Origin of the sequence: Segatella copri (assembly GCF_019249795.2) — a bacterium.
In the GTDB taxonomy this organism is placed as follows: domain Bacteria; phylum Bacteroidota; class Bacteroidia; order Bacteroidales; family Bacteroidaceae; genus Prevotella; species Prevotella copri_B.
On the sequence record NZ_CP156891.1, the window covers coordinates 1,549,538 to 1,569,643 of the forward strand.

Sequence of the window (20,106 nt, forward strand, 5' to 3'; positions counted from 1 at the left end):
AACTATTCTCTTATTTTGTACAAACAAACTTACCAATCATTGGCATAGGCATTTTGCCATACTGCACAGAATAGTTGACGGTCAGGGTTTTGTCCTTCAATGTACCATGCAAAGTAACTGTGTACTTCTTCTCTGCACCATTCACGGTAATAGTACCTGCATAGTTCTCCTGAGAGAAAGCATAAGCACCGTTAGAACCGGAAGCCTTCACAGCAGGTACCTCCAGAGCAGGAAGAGCCATCATACCCTCGCCACAAGCTGGCAATGTAACCTTGACTGTAGCATCATCTACAGCCTCAATCTTCATGGTAAGGTTATCGTATGTAGAAGCCGTGCCCATTACAGTCATATCCAAACTTCCGGTATAGGTACCCGCAATTTCCTTTGCCGCAGCTACTGCTACAGGATCATCATCGCTGCTGCAAGAGCTGAATGCTACACACATAGAAACCAAAGCCAACATCATGGCCATCATTGTCTTAAACTTTTTCATTTTTCTTTATTTTTCTTTTAGTTACAATAATATTTTCTGTTTGAGGGGATTTGTAATCCCCGATTATTTATCTTCCGGAACATAGATGATTTCGCCATTCTCCAGCTGGTAAGCAATGCCTACCTTCTTTCCCTTGTTGCCCGACTTCTGGCTCTGGTCTTCAGAAGGGGTATAGCGATTTATCTTCTGTCCATCCTTGGTAATGATTTCCATATTCTCCTTGCCAGGGTTCTTCACCATCGTGAAGTCATCCTTGCTGAACATTTCCGTCATATTATAGCGCGAAACGAGGGCTACCATCAGGGCGAGGGCAAATACCATCGCCACATCGAAGAGGTTGCTCACTACGCTCATCGGATCATCATCCTCGCCATCATGCGCAAGCCTATTTCTGCGTCTCTGTCTCATAAATTATATATCTTTACTTTTTTACCTTTAAAAGCCTTTTTTACTTTTTTACCTTTTTACTTTTTACCTTTCCTCCAAAAGGTCTGCCATAAACTCAAGGTTGCTCATATCCTCGGTGTACCAGCGGTTCTTGGTCTGCTTGGTTACGAAACCGATGGCAGCAGAGAACAATCCCACTACGGTAGTAGCGAAAGCCACCTGCATATTGTAAGCCATCGAAGCAATATCGCCGGTAGAAAGACCTACCAGAGCAGGACCCATCGGAATCAAGGTACCCATCAAACCGAGCATCGGACCCATCTTCAGAAGTGTAGAAGGAAGAGAAAGATCCTTCTCAACAAACTGGGCATACTGGTCGAGGATGCGGTTCACCTGCGCCTTGCTCTGACGGTTGTCCACGAGTTTCTTCATATAGGAAACGATGACAGCCTGCTTGTTCTTTGGCAAGCGATCGCCCAGGGTATCGATGTTATCGAGCGTCAGGGTGTTCATCTGTTCACGAATCTCCGCACCCGACTTGCGCTTTACAAGATACTGTCCGAAGAAACCTCCAAGGAGCAGCAAGGCTCTGAGGAAGAAGAAAATCAACAAAATAATCACAGGAACCAGCATGCCTGTGGAAATCCAAAACAATACGTCTGATATGTAATTCATTATACTCTATATTTTTTAATTTGATAATTGTAAATTGCCCATCCTATCGCCATTCCTACGATGACGATGGCGATAACGCCGAGAAGCGAGAGGGCATCGAAACTGTTGAATCCTGCCACCGCAGTCCTGCCATTCACCGTACCGATGATGCCCATCAATCCGAGCAGCACCTCTACCAGAAAAAGCAGTTCCAAGCGGATTGGTCGCTCCGGCAAGAGCCATCTCAAACCGTAGGTGAATACCGGCGTCAAGACCAGCAGCACTACGGCAAGCACCCATGCCACTACCTGGAACGATACGCCGGGAAGCAGGAAGATGGTCATCACCAGAACACTGAAAAGCACTGGGAAAACCAGCAAACCCGGGAAGTACTTCAGGAAGATGAAGAACACCCATTTGCGGCGACTCACATGTTCCGAAGTCTTCAGATCTACGTGGTGCACACAGAAAAGCATCGTGAGTGCCACATCGATACTCAGCAGCACCGCCATATCGAGCATCAGCTTCTGGTCGGCTATCCAAGCCGCAATCTGCGTCTTCGACTGTTCGATGGCAAGTGGCCAGGTCATTCCCACGAAGAAGGCTACGAGCACCGAGATGATCATAATCTCCTTCACTCCGTGGAAGGTCTGCTTCAGCACAAAACTGAAGCAAACCAATATCATCATTACTAAAACTAATGTCTCCATTTCTATTCAACCATATTCTTTCTTCTTCTGCGAATCAGAATCGCCAACATCACGAATGCTACGATGACGATGACACCTACTACGATGCCGCTCACCACAGTGGTGGTCTTTTGAGCTTCCTCATTCAGCGTCTCCTTCTTCATCACCATACCCTTGTCGCTGCTGTTCTTCGCAGCCTCAGCGTCGCGGATCTGCTCTACATTCTGCTGATATTCCTTGGCAGAAGCAGCATCGGTCTTGCTGGCGATATAGTTGCGCAGCTTGGCATTGTCGCAGACGAAACCGGAGCATGAAGGCTTATACTTGTTCACGGTCTCGGTATGAAGCTTGGCGATATCCTTGAGCTGCTGAGGAGTAGCCTTCCACATTCCCTTGCGGGCACTCTCCATCATCACGGCGGTCATCTCCATCAGCGCAGCCGGATTCTGCTTGTCAAAAAACTCCTTGGTTCCGAGATGGTACTTGTCCTTGACATATACATTATAGATCTCGTCCCACATCTCCTTGTCGATTGCCTTTGGCTTCATCACATTCCAGCCGTAGGTATTGGTTACGATTTCGGCGAATGTGCTGGCACTGCTGGCTCCACCCTTCATCTTCTCCTTGATATAGGCTGGATTGAAGATGGTGGTTCTGCCCTCGATGCCGATAGCCTCCTTCACCTCCTGCATTCTCATATTGCTATGGTTGCGATAGTCGGCGAGATAAGCATCTGGATCCTTACCGGTTACGTTGCGCACTGCAAGGTTCATACCTCCCATAAACTCATATACGTGGTCGAGACTCAAAGCGCCCCAAGTGTTGCTCTGTCGTGGCTGAACTACCACATCAGTACGAGTCAGCGCTGCCTCGAAAGCAGCCTTGCGAACGGTCTCCCAGTTCTTCTCATCACCGTAGTAGGCACCCATATTGTTCAGATAGACCTCGGCAATCTGACTCTCCTTATCCCAGCGGTCGCCTGCGGTTACCATCTCCTGAATACCGGTGCCATAGTTGCCGTTTACGCCACCAAACACTCGATACATACTTACCTCGCGGGCCTCCTTTGGCGACATACCCTTCTCTACAAGCACTCTTTCGGATTCGGTAACACCGGCTTTCACCAGGTTGTCATACTTATCACCCTTGGCATTTGCCGCCATCTCAATCGCCTTGTTGATGAGGAAGAGACGGGATGCTGCCAGGTCGCGGAGCTGACCGGAAGTCTGAACCACGACATCGATGCGAGGACGGCCCAACTGCTTGGATGGAATGAGACGCAGATCGGTAACACGGCCGAAGGCATCTCTTACCGGTTCTACACCGAGCATATAGAGAATCTGGGCGATGGTAGCACCCTCTGTTTCGATAAACTCGCTACTCCAGAGCGTATAGCTTACCTTACGAGGATATTCACCCTTATGTCGCTCGCAATACATCTTGATGGTATTGTCGCAAAGTTCCTTTGCCTTCTCCCAGGCATCCTCCGAAGGTGTATTCTCCACATTGATGGAGAAGAGGTTTCTACCGGTAGGCAGAGTGTTCGGATTCACTATCAAATCACCACCAGGAGATGGAGCGGTAAAGCCGCCATTCAGGGCATTCATCAGAGAAGACATCTCGTTGAGCGGACTCTGACGGAGCGCCTCCGAATACTTGCCCACATTCTGCAAGACATGCTCTACGGTAGTGATAGCCTGAGCCAGATGAATCTGCTGACGGGTATATTTAGGTGCTTTCGACATCATCATACCCTTATCTTTAGAAGATTTCTGAGATGCTTTGCCCTTGCCGGCTTTCGCCATCTTCGCCTTCTTCAAATCCTCCAGATACCATTTCTGGCCCTTCTTGATGGCTTCCATCATCTTGTCAGGGAAGCGACCGGTCTGCTCCATCTTCTCAAAAGCCTCACGACTCATCTGCGGAATCTTCTTCTTATGAGAAACCTTGGCAGCACGGAGCTCGCTTACCGTACGGTGGTCCACCCTCTTCGGCTTCGCCTCCTTCGCTCCACCCATCTGGTCTGCCATCTGCATCATCATCTGGATAGGATCCGGAGCTGCCTGCATCGCCTCTACCTTACGGGCCATCTGGAGTTCGGCAGGAGTGATTCCTACATAACGGCAGATGTATTCATCAGAAACCGAGGCAGAACCCAGAAGCTGGGTCACGGTATTGCGTGCCTTGCTCAGATAGAGACGGTCGAAAAGCTGCTTGTGCTTCTCCACACCCTCCTGAGCACGACCTTTCAGTTTATCTACTGCCAGCATTCCGTAGGCAATAGGATCTGTAGCCATCGCATAGACACTGGTGCGGACATCATCATTATCGTATGGCACACCCAGAGTATAGAGCTTGCCGGTAATCTTCTCGTTTGCCAACTCTTCCGCAAAATTCTCTACTCTCGCGATTTCATCTGCAGAATAAGGCTTGTTCATCTGCTTGGCATCGAGTCCCAGTTCACGGGCGATTCCCATCTTCACGGTCAGCGCCTTCACTTTCAGCGACTGTTCGGCAGATGCCTTCTTTTCGTAAGACTGGATGGCATCGCTCAACTGCTTATAGGTCTGTCGCAATTCGCTCTCCTTGAAAGGAGGAGTGAGATAGCTCTGGGTCTGGGCATAGGTACGGCGCTTGGCAATCATCGCCTCGCCCACATTGCCGATGGTATATATATAAAGATGTGGAACCACACCAATCAATCGGTCACTCCAGTCGTTGCTGTCGAGTGCCACCTGCTTTCTCGGGGTATATTCCAGCGAACCGTGGGTTCCGAAATGGATAAGTGCATCGGCACTGAAACCATAACGAGCCCAGAGATAAGAGGCAACATAGGTGTAAGGAGGTGCCTGGTCGGTGCCATGCACAATCTTGAAGGAGTCGCCTCCCACGCCTGCCATCACCTGTGGAAGCAGAGCCACATTACCAAACTGCAGTCTTGCCACCGCCAACTTACCGTCATCGGTAGCCATATATTTGCCAGGGAAGGAACCATAGAGCTGATTCAGCTCCTTGATCATCTTCTTAGACAAAGCCTTCTGTGTCCATCCGGCAAACTGCTGGGCGGTAACCAGGGCTGGATGTCCCGACTGGAGGAATTGGGTATAGGCTCCCTCTGCATAGGTTCCGAAGACGGCACCCTGAGCCTGGATCATCTTTGCCAGTTCCTGAGGATTGGCAGGCAACTTGCCTACATTATATCCCTCATTCTTCAAGCGAACCAGGAGATTGTAGAGCGATGGAACCACTTCCATTCCCGAAGCAGTAAGTGCATTCTGACCCGGACCCTTGAAGTAGAAGATGGCGATGCGCTTGCTGCTGTTCTTCTTGTTCTTCAGATTCACATAGCCCTGCACGCTCTCCACAAAACTCTCCATTCTGTCTGGGATGCCGTAAACCTCCTGCAAGCCCTCCTTGTTGATGCGCTGACCGAAAACCACGTATGGACGGATGGCACCATCAATCTCCGGAGTCACGATGCTCTGCGACATGAAACCGCCATTCATTCCCTGCTTGTCGTTCTCCCAATCGGTGGTCAAACGGTTGATATTAAGAGGTGAGAACAGAGGAATATTCTTCTGCTTCAGAAACTCTACGAAGTAATCGCCCAACCTGCCGTGCGCCATATTCACTACGGCATTCACCTGGATACTGTCGGCATGATGACCGGCGATAAAGCTCTGCAGCTGGTTGATGCGATACACCATGAATCCCTTCTTCTCGAAAGCCTTCTCCATATCAGGAGCCGCACCCATAAAACCGGTGAGCAAGATGGTAGGAGCACCTTTCTTATATAATCCGTTCTTCGCCAGGAAGGCATTGTACTCACGGATGCTGTTGAAACCCAGTTCATCACCCTTTTCATCCTTCGGGTCGAAATGAGTCAGGAGATAGTTTGGTCGCTCATCCACACGTTCCGGTTCTGGAGCCATGAACTTCTTTCCGTCGATAAACTTGCGGATGTAAGCGAGCATACTGTGATAATTCTTCTTGCTGCCGTTCTCGATGTACTGCATCAGATAATCGGCATCGAAATTATCTACTGATACGATATTGTTGGCTGGGTTGGTAGCAGCATGAGTCAGGGTCGGCACCTTATAGGAAGCCTCTTCCAACTGCTTGCGCTGGTTCTCGTCGATTCGGAGTCCCATACCATTCACGATAATCATATCGTAATCATCCAGATGATCGAAATCATCGGTCGTGATCTCACTCAGTTTAATCATCGCATTGTCGTTGGCATGCGAAATCTGTCCCAGCGCAATAGCCTGATAGTTGAGGAAAGCGATGCGGGTAGTACCCACCCAGGCAGAGTAAGCCTTCGCCAAACCTCCCAGAACAATCACGGCCAACAAGGCCAGGAAGATGTGTTTCTTTTTAATCTTTCTGATTTTTCCTAATCCTTTTTTCATATCTATTCCTTTTTTCAGGCTGCAAAGGTAAGACTTATTTAGAAATTGTACAATACCGAGAAATTGTGATTTTCACATTTTTTATACTTAGAATTAGGTATCAGGTTAAACGCATAGATATAGTCTGTACTAATAAATAAGTAGTGTTTTCAGGACTTTTTCTTTCATTTCAGCCCTCAAAAAGAGGAATTATTCCGAAATATGCAGAAAGAGCGTGATCACCATTACGGCAATCACGCTCTTTCTACTTATAAACATAAAACATTACGAAGATGAAAGAAAAGCTTAGCAAACCTTCTTCTTCCGCTCACAATAGCGTTCGCATTGGGCACAGATGTCATATCCCAGCATGGCACCCAAGATGAAATCCTCCTCCGGCGTAAGCTGGCACAACGGTTTGGTGATTATCATGCGGATAGCATCCAGACATTCTTTCTTACCAAAGAAGAGATTCAGACGGTCGTTGCCAACCGGCTGGATGATATAATCAATGTTCTGACGCTCTAATCTAGTTATGGCAAAAGACTCATATTTCTTGTTGAAGGTGTAGAGCACCAGGCGGCGCACGCCCTTCTTATATTCATATATATGATTCATCAGAACCTTCAAATCTACTGGTGTTGCGATTTCCTGCTGCATACTATCCGAATTTATCTGTTTTTAAACCAAGAATCAGAGAATTCCATCATTCTCCAATTCTTGAAAAATATTTTTGTAAAATTATAACGCTGGCTTGATGTCCTCGAGCCAGGCTTCGATACGCTCCTCTGTCTTGTCGTCCTCGTTCACCTCGTCGAGTGCGAGTCCCAGGAACTTATCGCCATCAATCGCCTCACTGTCATCATAGGTGTATCCATCTGTAGAAACACCAGGCAATACGGTAGCGCCAGCCTCAACGGCAGCATCATAGAGTTCCTTCATGCCGCCACAGAATGTATCAGGGTAAGACTCGCTGTCGCCACAACCAAACAGGGCCACAGTCTTGCCAGCCAAGCCGGCACTCTTCAATGTCTTCACACCATCATACCAATCATCCTGCATCTCGCCGGCACCCCATGTAGAAGTACCGAGAAGAAGATTCTCATGACTTGCGATAGTAGCGTCATCGATGTTAGCTACATCTACAGCTTCCACGCCCAACTTAGAGGCGATGGTTTCGGCAATCGACTGGCATGAGCCAGTAGAAGAGCCATAAATTACGATTGTTGTTTTCATTTGTCTATCTTACTTTTAGTTACATTTATTTTCGGGTGCAAAGATACGCCCTTTTCCCGTAATCTGCAATACCTAAAAATGATGGTTTCGCAGAAATACCTAAATATGGGGATAGATAAAAAGTTTTAGGACGATTCATCCTAAAACTTCTCTAATTTCAAAAGTTTTAGGACGATTCATCCTAAAACTTTCTTAAATATTCTACTTTTAGGATGATTTATCCTAAAAAAATAGTATCTTCGCAGCAAATATATAATGAAAGAGCAATGAAATGATATGAAACGAATAGAAAGAACGGAATATCTCAATAAACTGATCGCTTTCAAAGACAAGTCTCTTATCAAAGTGATAACCGGCATTCGCCGTTGCGGTAAATCCACCATTATGGAGATTTATCGTGACTGGCTTAAGAGGCAAGGTGTCAGTGCCGACCAAATCATCTATCTCAATTTCGAGGATTACGACTTCTATGAACTTCGTAATCCACATAACTTATACGCTTATATCAAGCCATTAATTCATCAAGACAAGATGACTTATATCTTCTTTGATGAGATACAACATGTGGAAGATTTCCCAGACATCATCAACAGCCTCAACCTGAAGCCAACAGTAGATCTCTATATTACGGGGTCGAATGCCTATATGCTGTCAAGCGAAATCGCCACGTTACTATCCGGAAGATATGTGGAAATCGCAATGCTTCCCCTTTCATTCAGAGAGTATGTTGAAGGTATCGGAGGAACCGACAATCTTCCCAAAGCCTATACAGACTACATCACAAGGAGCAGTTTTCCATATACCCTTGAACTGGATACTCCCGCAGAAATCAGCGACTACCTGAATGGCGTATATAACACCATTGTAGTAAAGGATATCATGAGCAGGAAGAAGTTACCCGATGTCATGATGCTGGAAAGCGTTATCCGTTTCACAGCCGACAATATCGGCAACATCCTATCCACCAAGCGCATAGCCGACATCATGACTGCCGATGGAAGGAAAATAGACCAGAAAACCGTAGAACGATATCTGACCGCACTCTGCGAAACCTTCTTCGTATATGAAACCAAAAGATACAACATCAAGGGTAAGCAGCTGCTCAAGACATTGGGTAAATATTATCTAGTAGATATCGGTTTGAGAAGAATGCTCCTAGGTTCCCGCTCATTCGATGCCGGCCGCATCCTGGAGAACATCGTTTATCTGGAACTACTCCATCGCCAGCAGAAAGTATATATAGGAAAGATGGATAATCTGGAAGTAGATTTTGTAGCGATTGATGAAAACAATATCACGTATTATCAGGTAGCTGCTACCGTTAGAGATGAGACTACCTTAAAACGTGAATTGGCATCTCTGCAGCAGATCAATGACCAATATCCTAAGTATATCCTTACACTTGATGAAGACCCTACTGCCGATTACAACGGTATCAAGAGAATCAATGCCCTAAGATGGCTGATGGGAGAAATAGGATAGCCTATATTTCCTCAGAGTAACACCATAATATATAAGGCACAAAAATGATAATTCTATGAAAGATTTTGCAGCGATAGATTTCGAAACGGCCAACCAGCAGCGTACAAGTGTCTGCTCGGTGGGCATTGTGATAGTGAGGGATGGCGAGATTGCAGACAGCTACTACAGCCTCATCAAACCCGAACCGGAATAGATGCTGAAGCCTGTGCCTGGATAGCAAGAGAGCTGTTATAGTAAGTACCAGAACTGCATGAGGGTGTGTCATAAAGCCATGACACACCCTCTTCTGTTATTTGTCAATTTCAGCACGTATGAATATACCGTTATTGCTGTAATAGAGATCGTAGCCAGGAATATCAATTTCATATCCGCCAACCTCTTTTTCAATTTTGTAAGGCTTCAAATCAGGATATTTCTTTGCAATATCCTCAGCTATGACAGTAGGAATAATGCCTACAGGGATCTCAGAGTATTTGCACTCAACACTCGTCCACTCTCCCTTCTCATTAAACTCCACTTTAGAGCCATCACTGAGCAATACTTCATATTCCCAAAAGCCATTATCTTTCTCCTTTTCCACACGGCTGTATGATGCATCAGCAAAATATTGCTTTACAAACAGCTGTGCCGACATCGGCAATGCTGCATAATCAAACTCTTTATCTTCACTGCTGCATGAAACTGTAAAAAGGACCAGTAACATCGCAAATAATGTGGTAATAAATGGTCGTTTCATATTCATAATGTTATTGTTTAAAATTACTATAATATATTCTATAATCTCTTGAATCTAGGTTTGTTATGCAGATTCGTATCTATCGGTTACAAATATAATAGTTTTATTTTAGATAAGAATGATTTCAAACTCAAATTAACTATAATTCAATATTTTTTTATTTTTCCATTTGTTCTACTGCCATAGTTCTTAGTTGTTAGACTTATTCAGGTTACAATAGATATTGCATAGATAGAAATTACAAGGTAGACTTTTAGGTTCGGTTTTTGAAAGTGAATCCTGCTGGCAGTGATGCCGGCAGGATTCTGCGTTATTATGCACTAATGCAGACTGCGCTTACTTAAATTCTTCAATCTACGGGCAAACTCAGGTGCAACCTCTATCCTATAACTCATTAAGCAAATCCTCCGCAGGAATAAAATCCATTTTTCCTTCGCAATGAAGCTTCAATTCCGTAAAGGCCTGATTGATACTAGCAAGGGCTTCTTCCAAATAGCTCTCGTCATTAGAAAGTACGCCCAAGCTATGATAAATATCAGTATTCAATTGCATCACATTCATTATCGAATCCTTTCTTTTAGCGATACATTGCGTAGAAATTCTGCACCTTGTTATGGAGCATAGAAGCATGGAGAAGACCATTCTTCCATTCTTCAGGAATTTGGTTTATTCCAAATTTAGCGCCCAGGATAGCCCCTGCTACTGCAGCATTGGTATCTGCATCTCCGCCTGATAAAACAATCTTCAAGATAGCCTCCTTATACGAGGTTGCATGCCAATAAGCCCATAGGGCAGCCCCTAAAGTTCTGAGCGTATATCCCATACTCTTTTCATCATCCAGGCACAAAGAATCCAGACCTTCATAATATGCCAAGTCAACAAATGGAACGATTCGTTCATCATATTGTTTGGCAATGCCAATCACCTCTTCATAATCCAATATCCTGTTTTCAAAGACAAGAGCATGTATGATAGAAGAAACGATAACGCAAGAGCCCACACAGCGAGAATCATAATGAGTTAGCTTACAGATATTCTCTGCATTATAAGCCACATTGTCCTTCATAAGTCCTACCACCGAAGTTCTCATAACAGCCCCATTAGCTGCAGCTTTTTTCTTTCCCATCTTCCAGATAATCTCTGCAGCCTTCTGTGGATTCGAAGTATAGTCACCAAGAGCCATTACATTATATGTATGCCGACCAATTCCCATGCCTCCATTCATCATCCATTCCTTAAATCTTCTGGCTATATCAAGAATATCTACCTTTTGACAAGCCACAAAAGAATCTAAGATGCATAGCATCATGTCGGTATCATCAGTCCAATCGCCTCTTTGCCAACGACGACGATGATCATCCTGCACGATTTGAGAATAATCCTCTATCCCATTAGGATAAAAACGATCCACCTCTTGCTTGGACATAAACTCCGTGCTCAGCCCCAAAGCATCTCCTACAGCTTGCCCGAAGATGGTACCGAGGAATCTTTCTTTTAAAGTTTCATTTTCCATATTTTTTCTATTCATACAACCAACCAATCGTAAAGTCATCCCTATCTGGCAATAGTGCTGTACCGATTACACAACTTCACTTTTTAACGACATCACTTATTCCCTTTTATACTCCTTCAGATACAAATTAAACTCATTAAGAATCTGACGAAGATTATCATCAAGCACATTATTATATACACAACGAGCCAGATCTTCCGGCATTCCCATCCCTTTGGTTGCAACAGCTATTCCTCCAGCCATGCACGCCATGGTATCTGCATCACCACCAAGAGAGATGGCATTACGGATAACAGAAGTATAACTATCTGCTTCGAGATATGAGATGATAGATTCAGGAACACTCGACTGACAACTAACCCTAAATCCATAATCGGGACGTATTTCTGCAAGAGTACGGTGAAGATTGTAGCCTTCAAAATGAGCCTCAACATAATCACATATTTGCTTCTTGTCTTTTCCTTGACGAGCCAGGAAGATACAAGCAGCTATAGCCTGCGCCCCCTTGATCCCTTCAGGATGGTTATGAGTCACCTCTGCAGAAATCTTAGCAAGCAGTAAAGCCTCATCCAATGTCTTGGCATAAAAGCTACATGGACTTACTCGCATGGCAGAACCGTTGCCATAGCTGTTATACGGTTCCGTTTTTCTACTAATAATCCACCGCAAGAACTTCTTCCCATAGCCAACAAACATATACTTCCGTCCCAATTCTTTCATACACTCCACGAGCTTCTCATGAGTATGTTCAGGATCTATCGTCAGCCATTTTGCAACAGCCAAGGTCATAACCGTATCATCCGTAAAACGAGGCTCTTTATATATATCGAAGTCCCCATGCTTCACTGGATGAAATTCATACGCAGCCCCGAAGCAATCGCCAGCGATTGCTCCAATGATACCAGTTGTAGGAAAGGGCGACTCTGCCCTTTTAGTCTTGTGCTTTCCCATTTTACGTAAAAGCGCACTGCATGAATCCGATAATTTTCCTAGTAATACCATAATTGTAATTTCTTATCTATAAAGCCGTTTATAAGGAGTTGCTTGTAAGCCATCGGCTACCCCATCTTGTATCTTTTCAGAAATTATGGTTCAGGAGAGGTTGTGTATCCATGGACAATCTCTCCTGTCCCCAAAAATATCTATCATTTTAAGAACTCTTTCAGCGTAATAGTTGTTATGCCTAATCCCTTTGCTCTTGCAGCTAACATGTTGTCAGATGTTAGGAGTATAGGGTTCTCCTCAGAATGTTTAAGAGCCACAGATAAAATTTTACAATCAGGATTTCTTCGGTCAAACCCATTTGGAAGAAGAGAAATATTAGCATCTTCCATACAAGAATACTTTTGAGTAAACGCTACAGAAATGTTTTTTGCAGCTTTGCTAAGTATTGTCTTGTCAACACCTTCTTTAATTTTGAGCTTATCTAATTCTTCAAGAACTGTAGATGGTATTATTATTTTATACTTCTTACCAATCTTATTAATGATATCAGGACAATTTACAAAAACATTTGTATCTATAATGTAAATGTTTTCTTTTCCTTCAACTAACTCTGTTCTTTTTCTTTCAAATTTAGATAGGTCAATTTTATCCTTTATCGTTAAAGTAATAGAGCCAGACGAAATAGTTTTGGCCAACGACACATAAGAATCGTTAGAAGCTTTTAACAGATACTTACGTACATCTTCGTTCATATTTTCTTTTAAAAGCAATTTGTCCGCTACAATAATGGTACAATAACGAGCACGAGACGTTGCTACATTAAACAATTCACTTTGTAGGGAATATCTTGTAGATACATTTGGTATAATAAAAAAGCAGTAATCTACAGTAAGACCTTGCACACGATCAACAGTCTCAATCTTTATGTTATCCGGAAGATTTTTTACTGACAAACCTAACACAAACGCTTTCTGCAATGAACGAATTGAATCTTTAAATTTACACAATACTGCAATACTAGCCTTTGACGAAACCTCAAGAATACTTTTTACTTTGGAAAGTATAAAACTGATTGCTATCTCTGGAGATTTCTCGCCAAGAGGAAGTGACAGATATTCTATAACAGGACCACCATCACTTTTCAGCCAACTTATGTTCACGGGAATGGTTTGGTATTCGGACACAGAATTAAGCAAGTTATCATAAAACACACCTGTACATTCTGCCCCTCTTTTTGTCAAACGGAATGTATCCTTCAAAAGAAACGATTTATAATCAGTGCTGTTACAAAGTGTATTGAAACCATTGACAATGTCATTCCAATTATTCCCATTAATTATATCTTCATTCGTTAGTACAATAGGTGAAAGTTGCTTTTGATCACCAACCCATATCACCTTTTTACCCAGTTTAAATGAAACAGCAATCATTGGGTATAAAGCCTGGCTTGCTTCATCCATTATTACATAGTCAAAAACCGATTCTTCAGATGTCCAACCGCTCGACACATAAAAAGATGCAAGAGTCAATTCTCCTTTTATGGGGTTACACTTGTTCTCTTTGACTTTTTTTAGATTAAGTTGTCGAGTCTCATCAATAGTTAAACTCGTTTTAGAAACACATCCTCTTTTTATATAATCATCAAGAGTTTCCTTTGCTGCAAGTTCCATCAATGCTTGATTAGTCAGAGCGGTCACAAGCACACTTTTGTTCTTATCTAAAAGATGTCTGGCAAGATTAGCCATACGATATGTCTTGCCAGTTCCTGGAGGTCCTTGTATAATGAGATGACTAGAATTGTCCAAATACTCTAATAGTAAATTGTTAGAATCCTCGTTGGCCTCAATAGGAGTTGGAGTCCACATATGGGTACCCAACTCAGCATCCAAAACAGGGTCCGTAGATACTGTTTCTGTGTATGTTAGCAAATTTTGCAGATATTGAAGAGGAGGATCATTTGGTCCAAAAGCAACGATGACATTTGGGGTTAATAATTCGGCAAATTCGATGGCTATATTTTTAAAACCTACTAAACAAAAGTCATCGTCGTCGGATTTTGAAAGCCAACAACAATAAGCATCAGAAAAATCTTTCTGATATTTCTCTCGAAGTTCCAACCATGAAAAATCTCCCCAATGCCTAAACTTAGACATAGGGTCAATGTAATAAACTGCCGTCCAAAAAGAATTCTTACGAGGCATCTTATCAGACTGGCGGACTTTAAATATCGCAATTCCTTGATCGTTAATCTTTATGAACATTCCCACAAAAACATCCCCACGGTTCTTTAAAACCAAAGCTTTAGTGTTTACGATTTGCTCGTAACCTCTAACTTGGGTTTCTATTTCTGTAGAAAGAAAGTCTTGATATTGTTTTCTATTATATTTCATATCCTTATTTATTTAAATGTCTTTCTCACTGCCAACAGGCTGTGTTCCTTGTTTTTTATTAGTAATTCCAGAAATTGACTTTGCACGGTTTGGAACATTAAAACTTTCAAAATCAAAATGAATCTGTTTAAAGTAATGAAGAATGTCTGAGAATTGGGATATTCTGTCTTCAATATCCAAGTTCTCTGTACTGAACCGAAGAGTTATACAATTTTGATTTCTAATCAAGTCTTCCTTTCCTAATTCTTCATGATACCCATTTCCTCTATAAATCACTAATTTAGCATTAGAATCAGTGAGATAATCCCATTCTTCGGGATTGATAGAAAAAGGTGCTTTGTCTTTTTTAAAACTCTTCAAAACAATAGCTTTATTTTTCCCTTCTTCATCTGTAATCTCGAAAGTTGAGAAACAATAAGGTTTTCCTTCTTCGTCAACTTCTGCAAAATTTTCCGGGAATTTCCACATTGGTTTAATAGAGAGAAGATATTTTTGTGCCTCAAGTTGGGCTTCTATTTGTTCTTGTTGTGATAAGATGTTAGTATCTGCTTTAGCAAGATGAACAGTCTTATCAGATTTTTTATCATTTGGTATTGCTAATATTTCTGTATTTGATACTTTTATAGTGTTTTTTTTTGCGATGCTAAGTTCTCCGAATCTATCACGATACTTTTTCAATAATTCATCTTTCTCTTGATTTTCTTTCTGTAAATCCAAAATTTGTTTATTCTTTTCATCAATTTCTCTCTTTGACACAGAAACTCTTCCACTCATAAAAAGAGTCTTGTAGTCATCAAGACTTACCCCAAATCGGCCTTTACTTGCAATATCAAAGAATTTGATATTAAGCTCTACATCCTTACTGATATATAACTTAGAACTATCATATATAAAATCATTTTCAGAGAATCGCAATAGAACAGTATTTTCATACAACAATTCCATTGGAATTTTGCCATCAATAAGAAATATTTGAACCCTGCGTTCTTCCTTCCATTTATTATAAATATCAGAGTTCCATTCCTCTGATTTTGAATTTAACTCAGCGAAATTACATCTAGACACAAGATAACGTACCCCTTTATTGCGAATATTTAGTAATAAGTCTTTTTGATTTTCACCAATAAAAGGCTTCTTGTATCCATCTGTAGTAGCAATATATTCAATACTTTTGCGTAATTCTATATCAGATAGTTTTATGGACTCTATATATTTATCTTCCAAAAAAGAACTACGGAACAAAACATAATGACATGAGCCATCTAATACCCCATTTTGAATAAGATATTGTCTCTTTTCGATACTATCAGCCCACTTTTGGATGGAAGGAATAAGTTTTTCTTCATTGAAAAGATAGGCATCAGATAGATTTTTACCTCTAAAGTAGTGTCTTATGCGATAGGTAAAAGGAGATTCCTTTATCGAAATATCATTATTAAAAAGAAAATTCATCATTTCGTTGATAAAAAACTCTGTTTCGTTTTCCAATTTGATACTTATGACCCAACTACTAGTATACCCTTTTATTCCATAATAATAATATACATAAAACAAGTATTGGTATGCATTGCCATTTTTATCGTATACCCATTCACCTGGTGATAATCCCAAAGAATCTTTATCTTCTAAAGCTTTTACTATCCGATACAATGGCATAGGTTCCGCATTAAAGAATTTATTGAGATCTTTTTTTATTTCAAATAGTTCTTTAAATTTATTGATGGAGTCGGATTTATTTTTATATTGTGGCAATAATTTTGCTAAAGACATTCTTACCTTCTTTTTTACCCCATTTTGAGTATACTCACATATGACATCATCAATAATAGAAAATTCTTTAATACACTGATCGTTTAGAAACACTTTAGAAGAAAATACCGAAGGATTACTCAATACAGACAAAGCCAATTGAAGAGTGCGAGACTCGAAAGATATTTTTTTGTATATGGATGTAGAGAACAGATCCAACTTCTTAATACTATTTAAAAAGTACTTTTTAGTTTCAGTATCAGACTCTTCAACTATAGTTAGAAGTTCGTCATTAATGGTGCGATTATCAATAAGATGACGTATAAAAGGTCCTGTACATTGTGGCTTATAAGTTTCGTATAATTCAGAAATCGACACATCTAAATCATCATAATGCTTTCTGATTATCTCATCAAACTCGTCATCTTGACTTATGAGGTATTCTGATAAACATGAATGATTATCAATGTTATTTAACACATATGCAGACAACCATAGAGGATAATTCTTACGATAAGCGACCATTTCTTTTAATGGGGTGAAATCTCCATTCATATTTTTGAATAGAGGTATCTCTTTAAGTTTTGCCACCCCAATTCCGTTGAAATCTTTTAGAGCACAGAATAACGTAAATCTTTCTACAGCATCAAGATTAGAAAAATCACATACTTTAATTGATTGGAACAATTCCTCCTCATCTTGCCCACCAATAAAATCAAATAATGGAAAGTTTTTATCAATTAAATTATCCGAGCATTTGAATCCAAGTTTTGATAATATTTCTTTAATAGGAATGATATGCTCTGTAGTGAAGATATAATTAAAAGAATCTATTTCTTCGTATGATTTGTATTCATCTGCAAATTGGAATAATGGAAGATGTAAAACAAAACGTTTTAATTTGTCTTCATGCGTTTTACAACGTTTGTCCGCAATCCATTTATATAGTACTTGTTTGTCTTCTTCTGAAGCTTCTATATACCATTTGTTGAAATTGGAACTATCCGTGACAGAATCTATAACAATATTAAACTCCAACGCCTCAATCCTTTCAAATATACTTTCTTTTAAAATTTTACTATCAATAATATTAGAAGGTAATTTTTTAGAGGTATTAAGTATTTGACAAAATAGATCTTCACCGATAATTTCGGACAAACCTGTTTTATCGATTATAATTTCTTCTTGAAGTACCATATCCCCTTTATGGTTAAGGATAAACGCTTCTGATTCAAGAGCATTTCTATAAGTAGAATTAAAGTGTTCAGCAAGTCGCTTTGTGTCAGTTGTATCTTCTTCAAAATATTTAGGAACAAGAATGTTTAAAGCATTTCTATCTCGTCTTTCGCTCAATGAAGCACTCCAAGAAACCAATCTCTTTGCAATTTCTTGCATTAGGTAGAAATTCCATGGATTGTCACCTAAGATTCTTTGACGTGGTGGATCAAGAATAAAATTAGCATTGATAAAAAAAGGGAATTTAAAATCTTTCACCAATGTTGGCAAAAAAGCAAACATTGATATTTCGTTGCAGCCTGTATTTGGATTTATAGAACCATCCTCTTGGATTGAAATTGCAAATGAAATTGTCGTAGAATTATTAATAGCTATTTTCTTAGGAATGTTTTCTAATTCTTGACCATATAAGTCAACGAATTTTGCTTCGATAATTTTGCCAGTTTTTTTATCTTCCTCTTCAATTTTTATACGAATATCAATATCCGATTTTTCAAAAGAAGCATTGCTTACCAGTACTTCAAAATCTTTTCTTTTAAAATATTCTATTCGAGTTGAAGCGAATGAGTTTTTGAGGATAATTGTATCACCTTCTATTTCTTTACTAACAGACTTGTTGTTGAAATCTATTCTATTTGTTTTGCGCAAAAACAACATAAATTTAGGGTTATTGATAATTTCGTCAATCGCTAGACGATAGCCATCGTAACCTTCAATGTTATTCTTACCTAACAAAAGTGCTATAGCTACATTTGCTGACATGAAAGCATCTCCTAATTCTGCGGGATATGTATCTATCCAAATAGGTTCTAATTGCCATGGAATATCTGAAACACCTCGAAATCTACTACGTTCGCTATTATATTTTTGTAAGAATAAAGACTTCTGCTCATCGGTTGTCAATCTGTTGACTGAAAAATAAAAAGCATCAAAATCAGTAAATCTTTTATCACTTTTGTCAAATTTGAATTGATAACCACCAGTCTTTATAAAGACCTTACTAGAGTCTGTAAAAACAGATTTAAAGCCAATTCCCTTATATCCTGTTTTATTTTCATTTGCTTTTTTTGTTCCATTAGCTGCGGATGTTATTGCATCAAAATCATCTTTATCAAAACTATAGCCATTATGAGAAACTATTAAATAATCACCATTTGTCTTGACTTTGATGCAAACGCCTTTTTGGGACGCTGCGTCATCTGCATTTTGCACTAATTCAAAAAACATTCTATCCTTTGAAGAGTACATGTTTTTTCCTACTTCTTCCAACAAATGTGCCGTAGCAACATTACCAGCCGGAGAAGTAAATTTTTCAAAAGTCAAATTGACTCCTTCTTTATATGGATTTGGAGTTTCTTCAAATTCAGTCGCAAAGAATTGAAATAATTGATTCCGTTCTATTCGCTTAATTTGAGGAGTTAAACTTAGCGCAATTTTATAGAAATGTCCTTCTTCTATATTAAAGTTTGCATTTGGTACTATAGCACGAAGATTATACCCATATATAGGATCTATCAAAAGCTTTCCTCTTTGATTTTCACTGCATGAGTATAAATTTACTATGAACGTATATTTCCCATATTGCTTCGCTTCACCAATAAAGGTATTAGTATCATGTCCTGCGAACTTTAGAAGTTCATTCAAAGAAAGTTTGTAAAGAGATTCTTCGTAAGGCTTTTCATTTAACAGCTTAGTACTGAAGAATAACTGATGATTTTCGTGTTTTATAAATACAGCTTTAAGCACTTCCCCTTCAAAAACAGAATCTTCTAATCTATCAATTTCATTCCAATTAGTATCCTCTTTGTTGATAATTCCTTTCAGCTCACCAAGTCTTATAATTACTTTATTCTTTTTCACTTGGATTACTTCTACTTCAAAGAAGGTGCCTGCTTCAAATTTATGCACAAAATCATCAATTAGAGCATCTTGGTATTCTTTTTCTTTAATCTTTTCTTGTTCTTTTTCAAACGTAAGAATGTCTGACAAAATAATCCCACGAGCTGTAATTTTACTAATTATAACTTCTATATCATCTCCAACATTAATAGTAATGTTTCCATTTTCATCAAAGCAACTTGGCATTAAATAGTTGGGCATAAAACCAAATTGTTTTTGCCACAATGGGAAAAATGAGCAGAAACAACCATTGTCTTGAATCTTATTGATTCGTGTTTTTATTTTTTCTCCAACAGAATATTGCAT

14 protein-coding genes and 1 pseudogene are annotated in these 20,106 nt (G+C 40.4%); 2 read left to right on the forward strand and 13 right to left on the reverse strand.

Annotated elements, in window-relative coordinates; all coding sequences use genetic code 11:
- Positions 1–10: 10 nt before the first annotated feature.
- From KUA48_RS06865 to fldA, 7 genes are all read right to left on the reverse strand, one after another.
- Positions 11–493, reverse strand: a complete 483-nt coding sequence (locus tag KUA48_RS06865) for a calycin-like domain-containing protein (RefSeq protein ID WP_153072973.1) — start codon at positions 491–493, stop codon at positions 11–13.
- A gap of 63 nt (positions 494–556) precedes the next feature.
- Positions 557–901: a DUF2149 domain-containing protein gene (locus KUA48_RS06870; protein WP_218432088.1), complete on the reverse strand. Its 345-nt coding sequence runs from the start codon at positions 899–901 to the stop codon at positions 557–559.
- A 63-nt stretch (positions 902–964) separates the two neighbouring features.
- A complete protein-coding gene (locus KUA48_RS06875; protein ID WP_153079500.1) occupies positions 965–1,555 on the reverse strand; it encodes a MotA/TolQ/ExbB proton channel family protein in 591 nt (196 codons plus the stop codon).
- Entirely contained in the window at positions 1,555–2,244 is a 690-nt protein-coding gene (locus tag KUA48_RS06880) for a hypothetical protein (protein ID WP_194252808.1), read from the reverse strand. The genes KUA48_RS06875 and KUA48_RS06880 overlap by 1 nt, the downstream gene beginning before the upstream one ends.
- Before the next feature lie 2 nt (positions 2,245–2,246).
- On the reverse strand, positions 2,247–6,635 hold the full coding sequence (locus tag KUA48_RS06885) for a cobaltochelatase subunit CobN (protein ID WP_256624408.1): 4,389 nt from the start codon (positions 6,633–6,635) through the stop codon (positions 2,247–2,249).
- Between the two features lie 285 nt (positions 6,636–6,920).
- The gene (locus KUA48_RS06890; RefSeq protein WP_022120342.1) at positions 6,921–7,274 is read right to left on the reverse strand and encodes a DUF2023 family protein; all 354 of its coding nucleotides are present in this window, start codon (positions 7,272–7,274) and stop codon (positions 6,921–6,923) included.
- An 81-nt stretch (positions 7,275–7,355) separates the two neighbouring features.
- Positions 7,356–7,850, reverse strand: coding sequence for a flavodoxin FldA (fldA, locus tag KUA48_RS06895; protein ID WP_218432090.1), 495 nt, complete (start codon positions 7,848–7,850; stop codon positions 7,356–7,358).
- Positions 7,851–8,126: 276 nt separating this feature from the next.
- Here fldA and KUA48_RS06900 point away from each other — a divergent pair, with 276 nt between their 5' ends.
- Together KUA48_RS06900 and KUA48_RS06905 are read left to right on the forward strand one after the other, a co-directional pair.
- A complete protein-coding gene (locus KUA48_RS06900; RefSeq protein WP_022120340.1) occupies positions 8,127–9,332 on the forward strand; it encodes an ATP-binding protein in 1,206 nt (401 codons plus the stop codon).
- Positions 9,333–9,387: 55 nt separating this feature from the next.
- Positions 9,388–9,522, forward strand: a pseudogene (locus tag KUA48_RS06905) (3'-5' exoribonuclease domain-containing protein); the annotation flags it as partial.
- A 99-nt stretch (positions 9,523–9,621) separates the two neighbouring features.
- On the opposite strand, the gene KUA48_RS06910 reads toward KUA48_RS06905, so the two are convergent.
- From KUA48_RS06910 to KUA48_RS06935, 6 genes are all read right to left on the reverse strand, one after another.
- A complete protein-coding gene (locus tag KUA48_RS06910; RefSeq protein WP_228112251.1) occupies positions 9,622–10,074 on the reverse strand; it encodes a PepSY-like domain-containing protein in 453 nt (150 codons plus the stop codon).
- 378 nt (positions 10,075–10,452) lie between these two features.
- Positions 10,453–10,623, reverse strand: a complete 171-nt coding sequence (locus tag KUA48_RS06915; RefSeq protein WP_334649273.1) for a hypothetical protein — start codon at positions 10,621–10,623, stop codon at positions 10,453–10,455.
- A 22-nt stretch (positions 10,624–10,645) separates the two neighbouring features.
- Positions 10,646–11,581, reverse strand: a complete 936-nt coding sequence (locus KUA48_RS06920) for an ADP-ribosylglycohydrolase family protein (protein ID WP_218432093.1) — start codon at positions 11,579–11,581, stop codon at positions 10,646–10,648.
- Positions 11,582–11,677: 96 nt separating this feature from the next.
- Positions 11,678–12,532 carry an ADP-ribosylglycohydrolase family protein gene (locus KUA48_RS06925; RefSeq protein ID WP_256624409.1) on the reverse strand — a complete coding sequence of 285 codons (855 nt, stop codon included), beginning with the start codon at positions 12,530–12,532 and terminating at the stop codon, positions 11,678–11,680.
- A gap of 194 nt (positions 12,533–12,726) precedes the next feature.
- Positions 12,727–14,916, reverse strand: coding sequence for an AAA domain-containing protein (locus KUA48_RS06930; RefSeq protein WP_218432096.1), 2,190 nt, complete (start codon positions 14,914–14,916; stop codon positions 12,727–12,729).
- A gap of 12 nt (positions 14,917–14,928) precedes the next feature.
- Entirely contained in the window at positions 14,929–20,106 is a 5,178-nt protein-coding gene (locus KUA48_RS06935; RefSeq protein WP_218432104.1) for a sacsin N-terminal ATP-binding-like domain-containing protein, read from the reverse strand.

Excerpts from the sequence above, each read along its gene's own strand:
- KUA48_RS06875 (WP_153079500.1), bottom strand. The coding sequence starts at position 1,555 with ATGAATTACATATCAGACGTATTGTTTTGGATTTCCACAGGCATGCTG.
- KUA48_RS06910 (WP_228112251.1), bottom strand. The coding sequence starts at position 10,074 with ATGAATATGAAACGACCATTTATTACCACATTATTTGCGATGTTACTG.
- fldA (WP_218432090.1), bottom strand. The coding sequence starts at position 7,850 with ATGAAAACAACAATCGTAATTTATGGCTCTTCTACTGGCTCATGCCAG.
- KUA48_RS06885 (WP_256624408.1), bottom strand. The coding sequence starts at position 6,635 with ATGAAAAAAGGATTAGGAAAAATCAGAAAGATTAAAAAGAAACACATC.
- KUA48_RS06890 (WP_022120342.1), bottom strand. The coding sequence starts at position 7,274 with ATGCAGCAGGAAATCGCAACACCAGTAGATTTGAAGGTTCTGATGAAT.
- KUA48_RS06865 (WP_153072973.1), bottom strand. The coding sequence starts at position 493 with ATGAAAAAGTTTAAGACAATGATGGCCATGATGTTGGCTTTGGTTTCT.
- KUA48_RS06900 (WP_022120340.1), top strand. The coding sequence starts at position 8,127 with ATGAAACGAATAGAAAGAACGGAATATCTCAATAAACTGATCGCTTTC.
- KUA48_RS06880 (WP_194252808.1), bottom strand. The coding sequence starts at position 2,244 with ATGGAGACATTAGTTTTAGTAATGATGATATTGGTTTGCTTCAGTTTT.
- KUA48_RS06930 (WP_218432096.1), bottom strand. The coding sequence starts at position 14,916 with ATGAAATATAATAGAAAACAATATCAAGACTTTCTTTCTACAGAAATA.
- KUA48_RS06870 (WP_218432088.1), bottom strand. The coding sequence starts at position 901 with ATGAGACAGAGACGCAGAAATAGGCTTGCGCATGATGGCGAGGATGAT.
- KUA48_RS06925 (WP_256624409.1), bottom strand. The coding sequence starts at position 12,532 with ATGGGAAAGCACAAGACTAAAAGGGCAGAGTCGCCCTTTCCTACAACT.
- KUA48_RS06935 (WP_218432104.1), bottom strand. The coding sequence starts at position 20,106 with ATGCAATATTCTGTTGGAGAAAAAATAAAAACACGAATCAATAAGATT.
- KUA48_RS06920 (WP_218432093.1), bottom strand. The coding sequence starts at position 11,581 with ATGGAAAATGAAACTTTAAAAGAAAGATTCCTCGGTACCATCTTCGGG.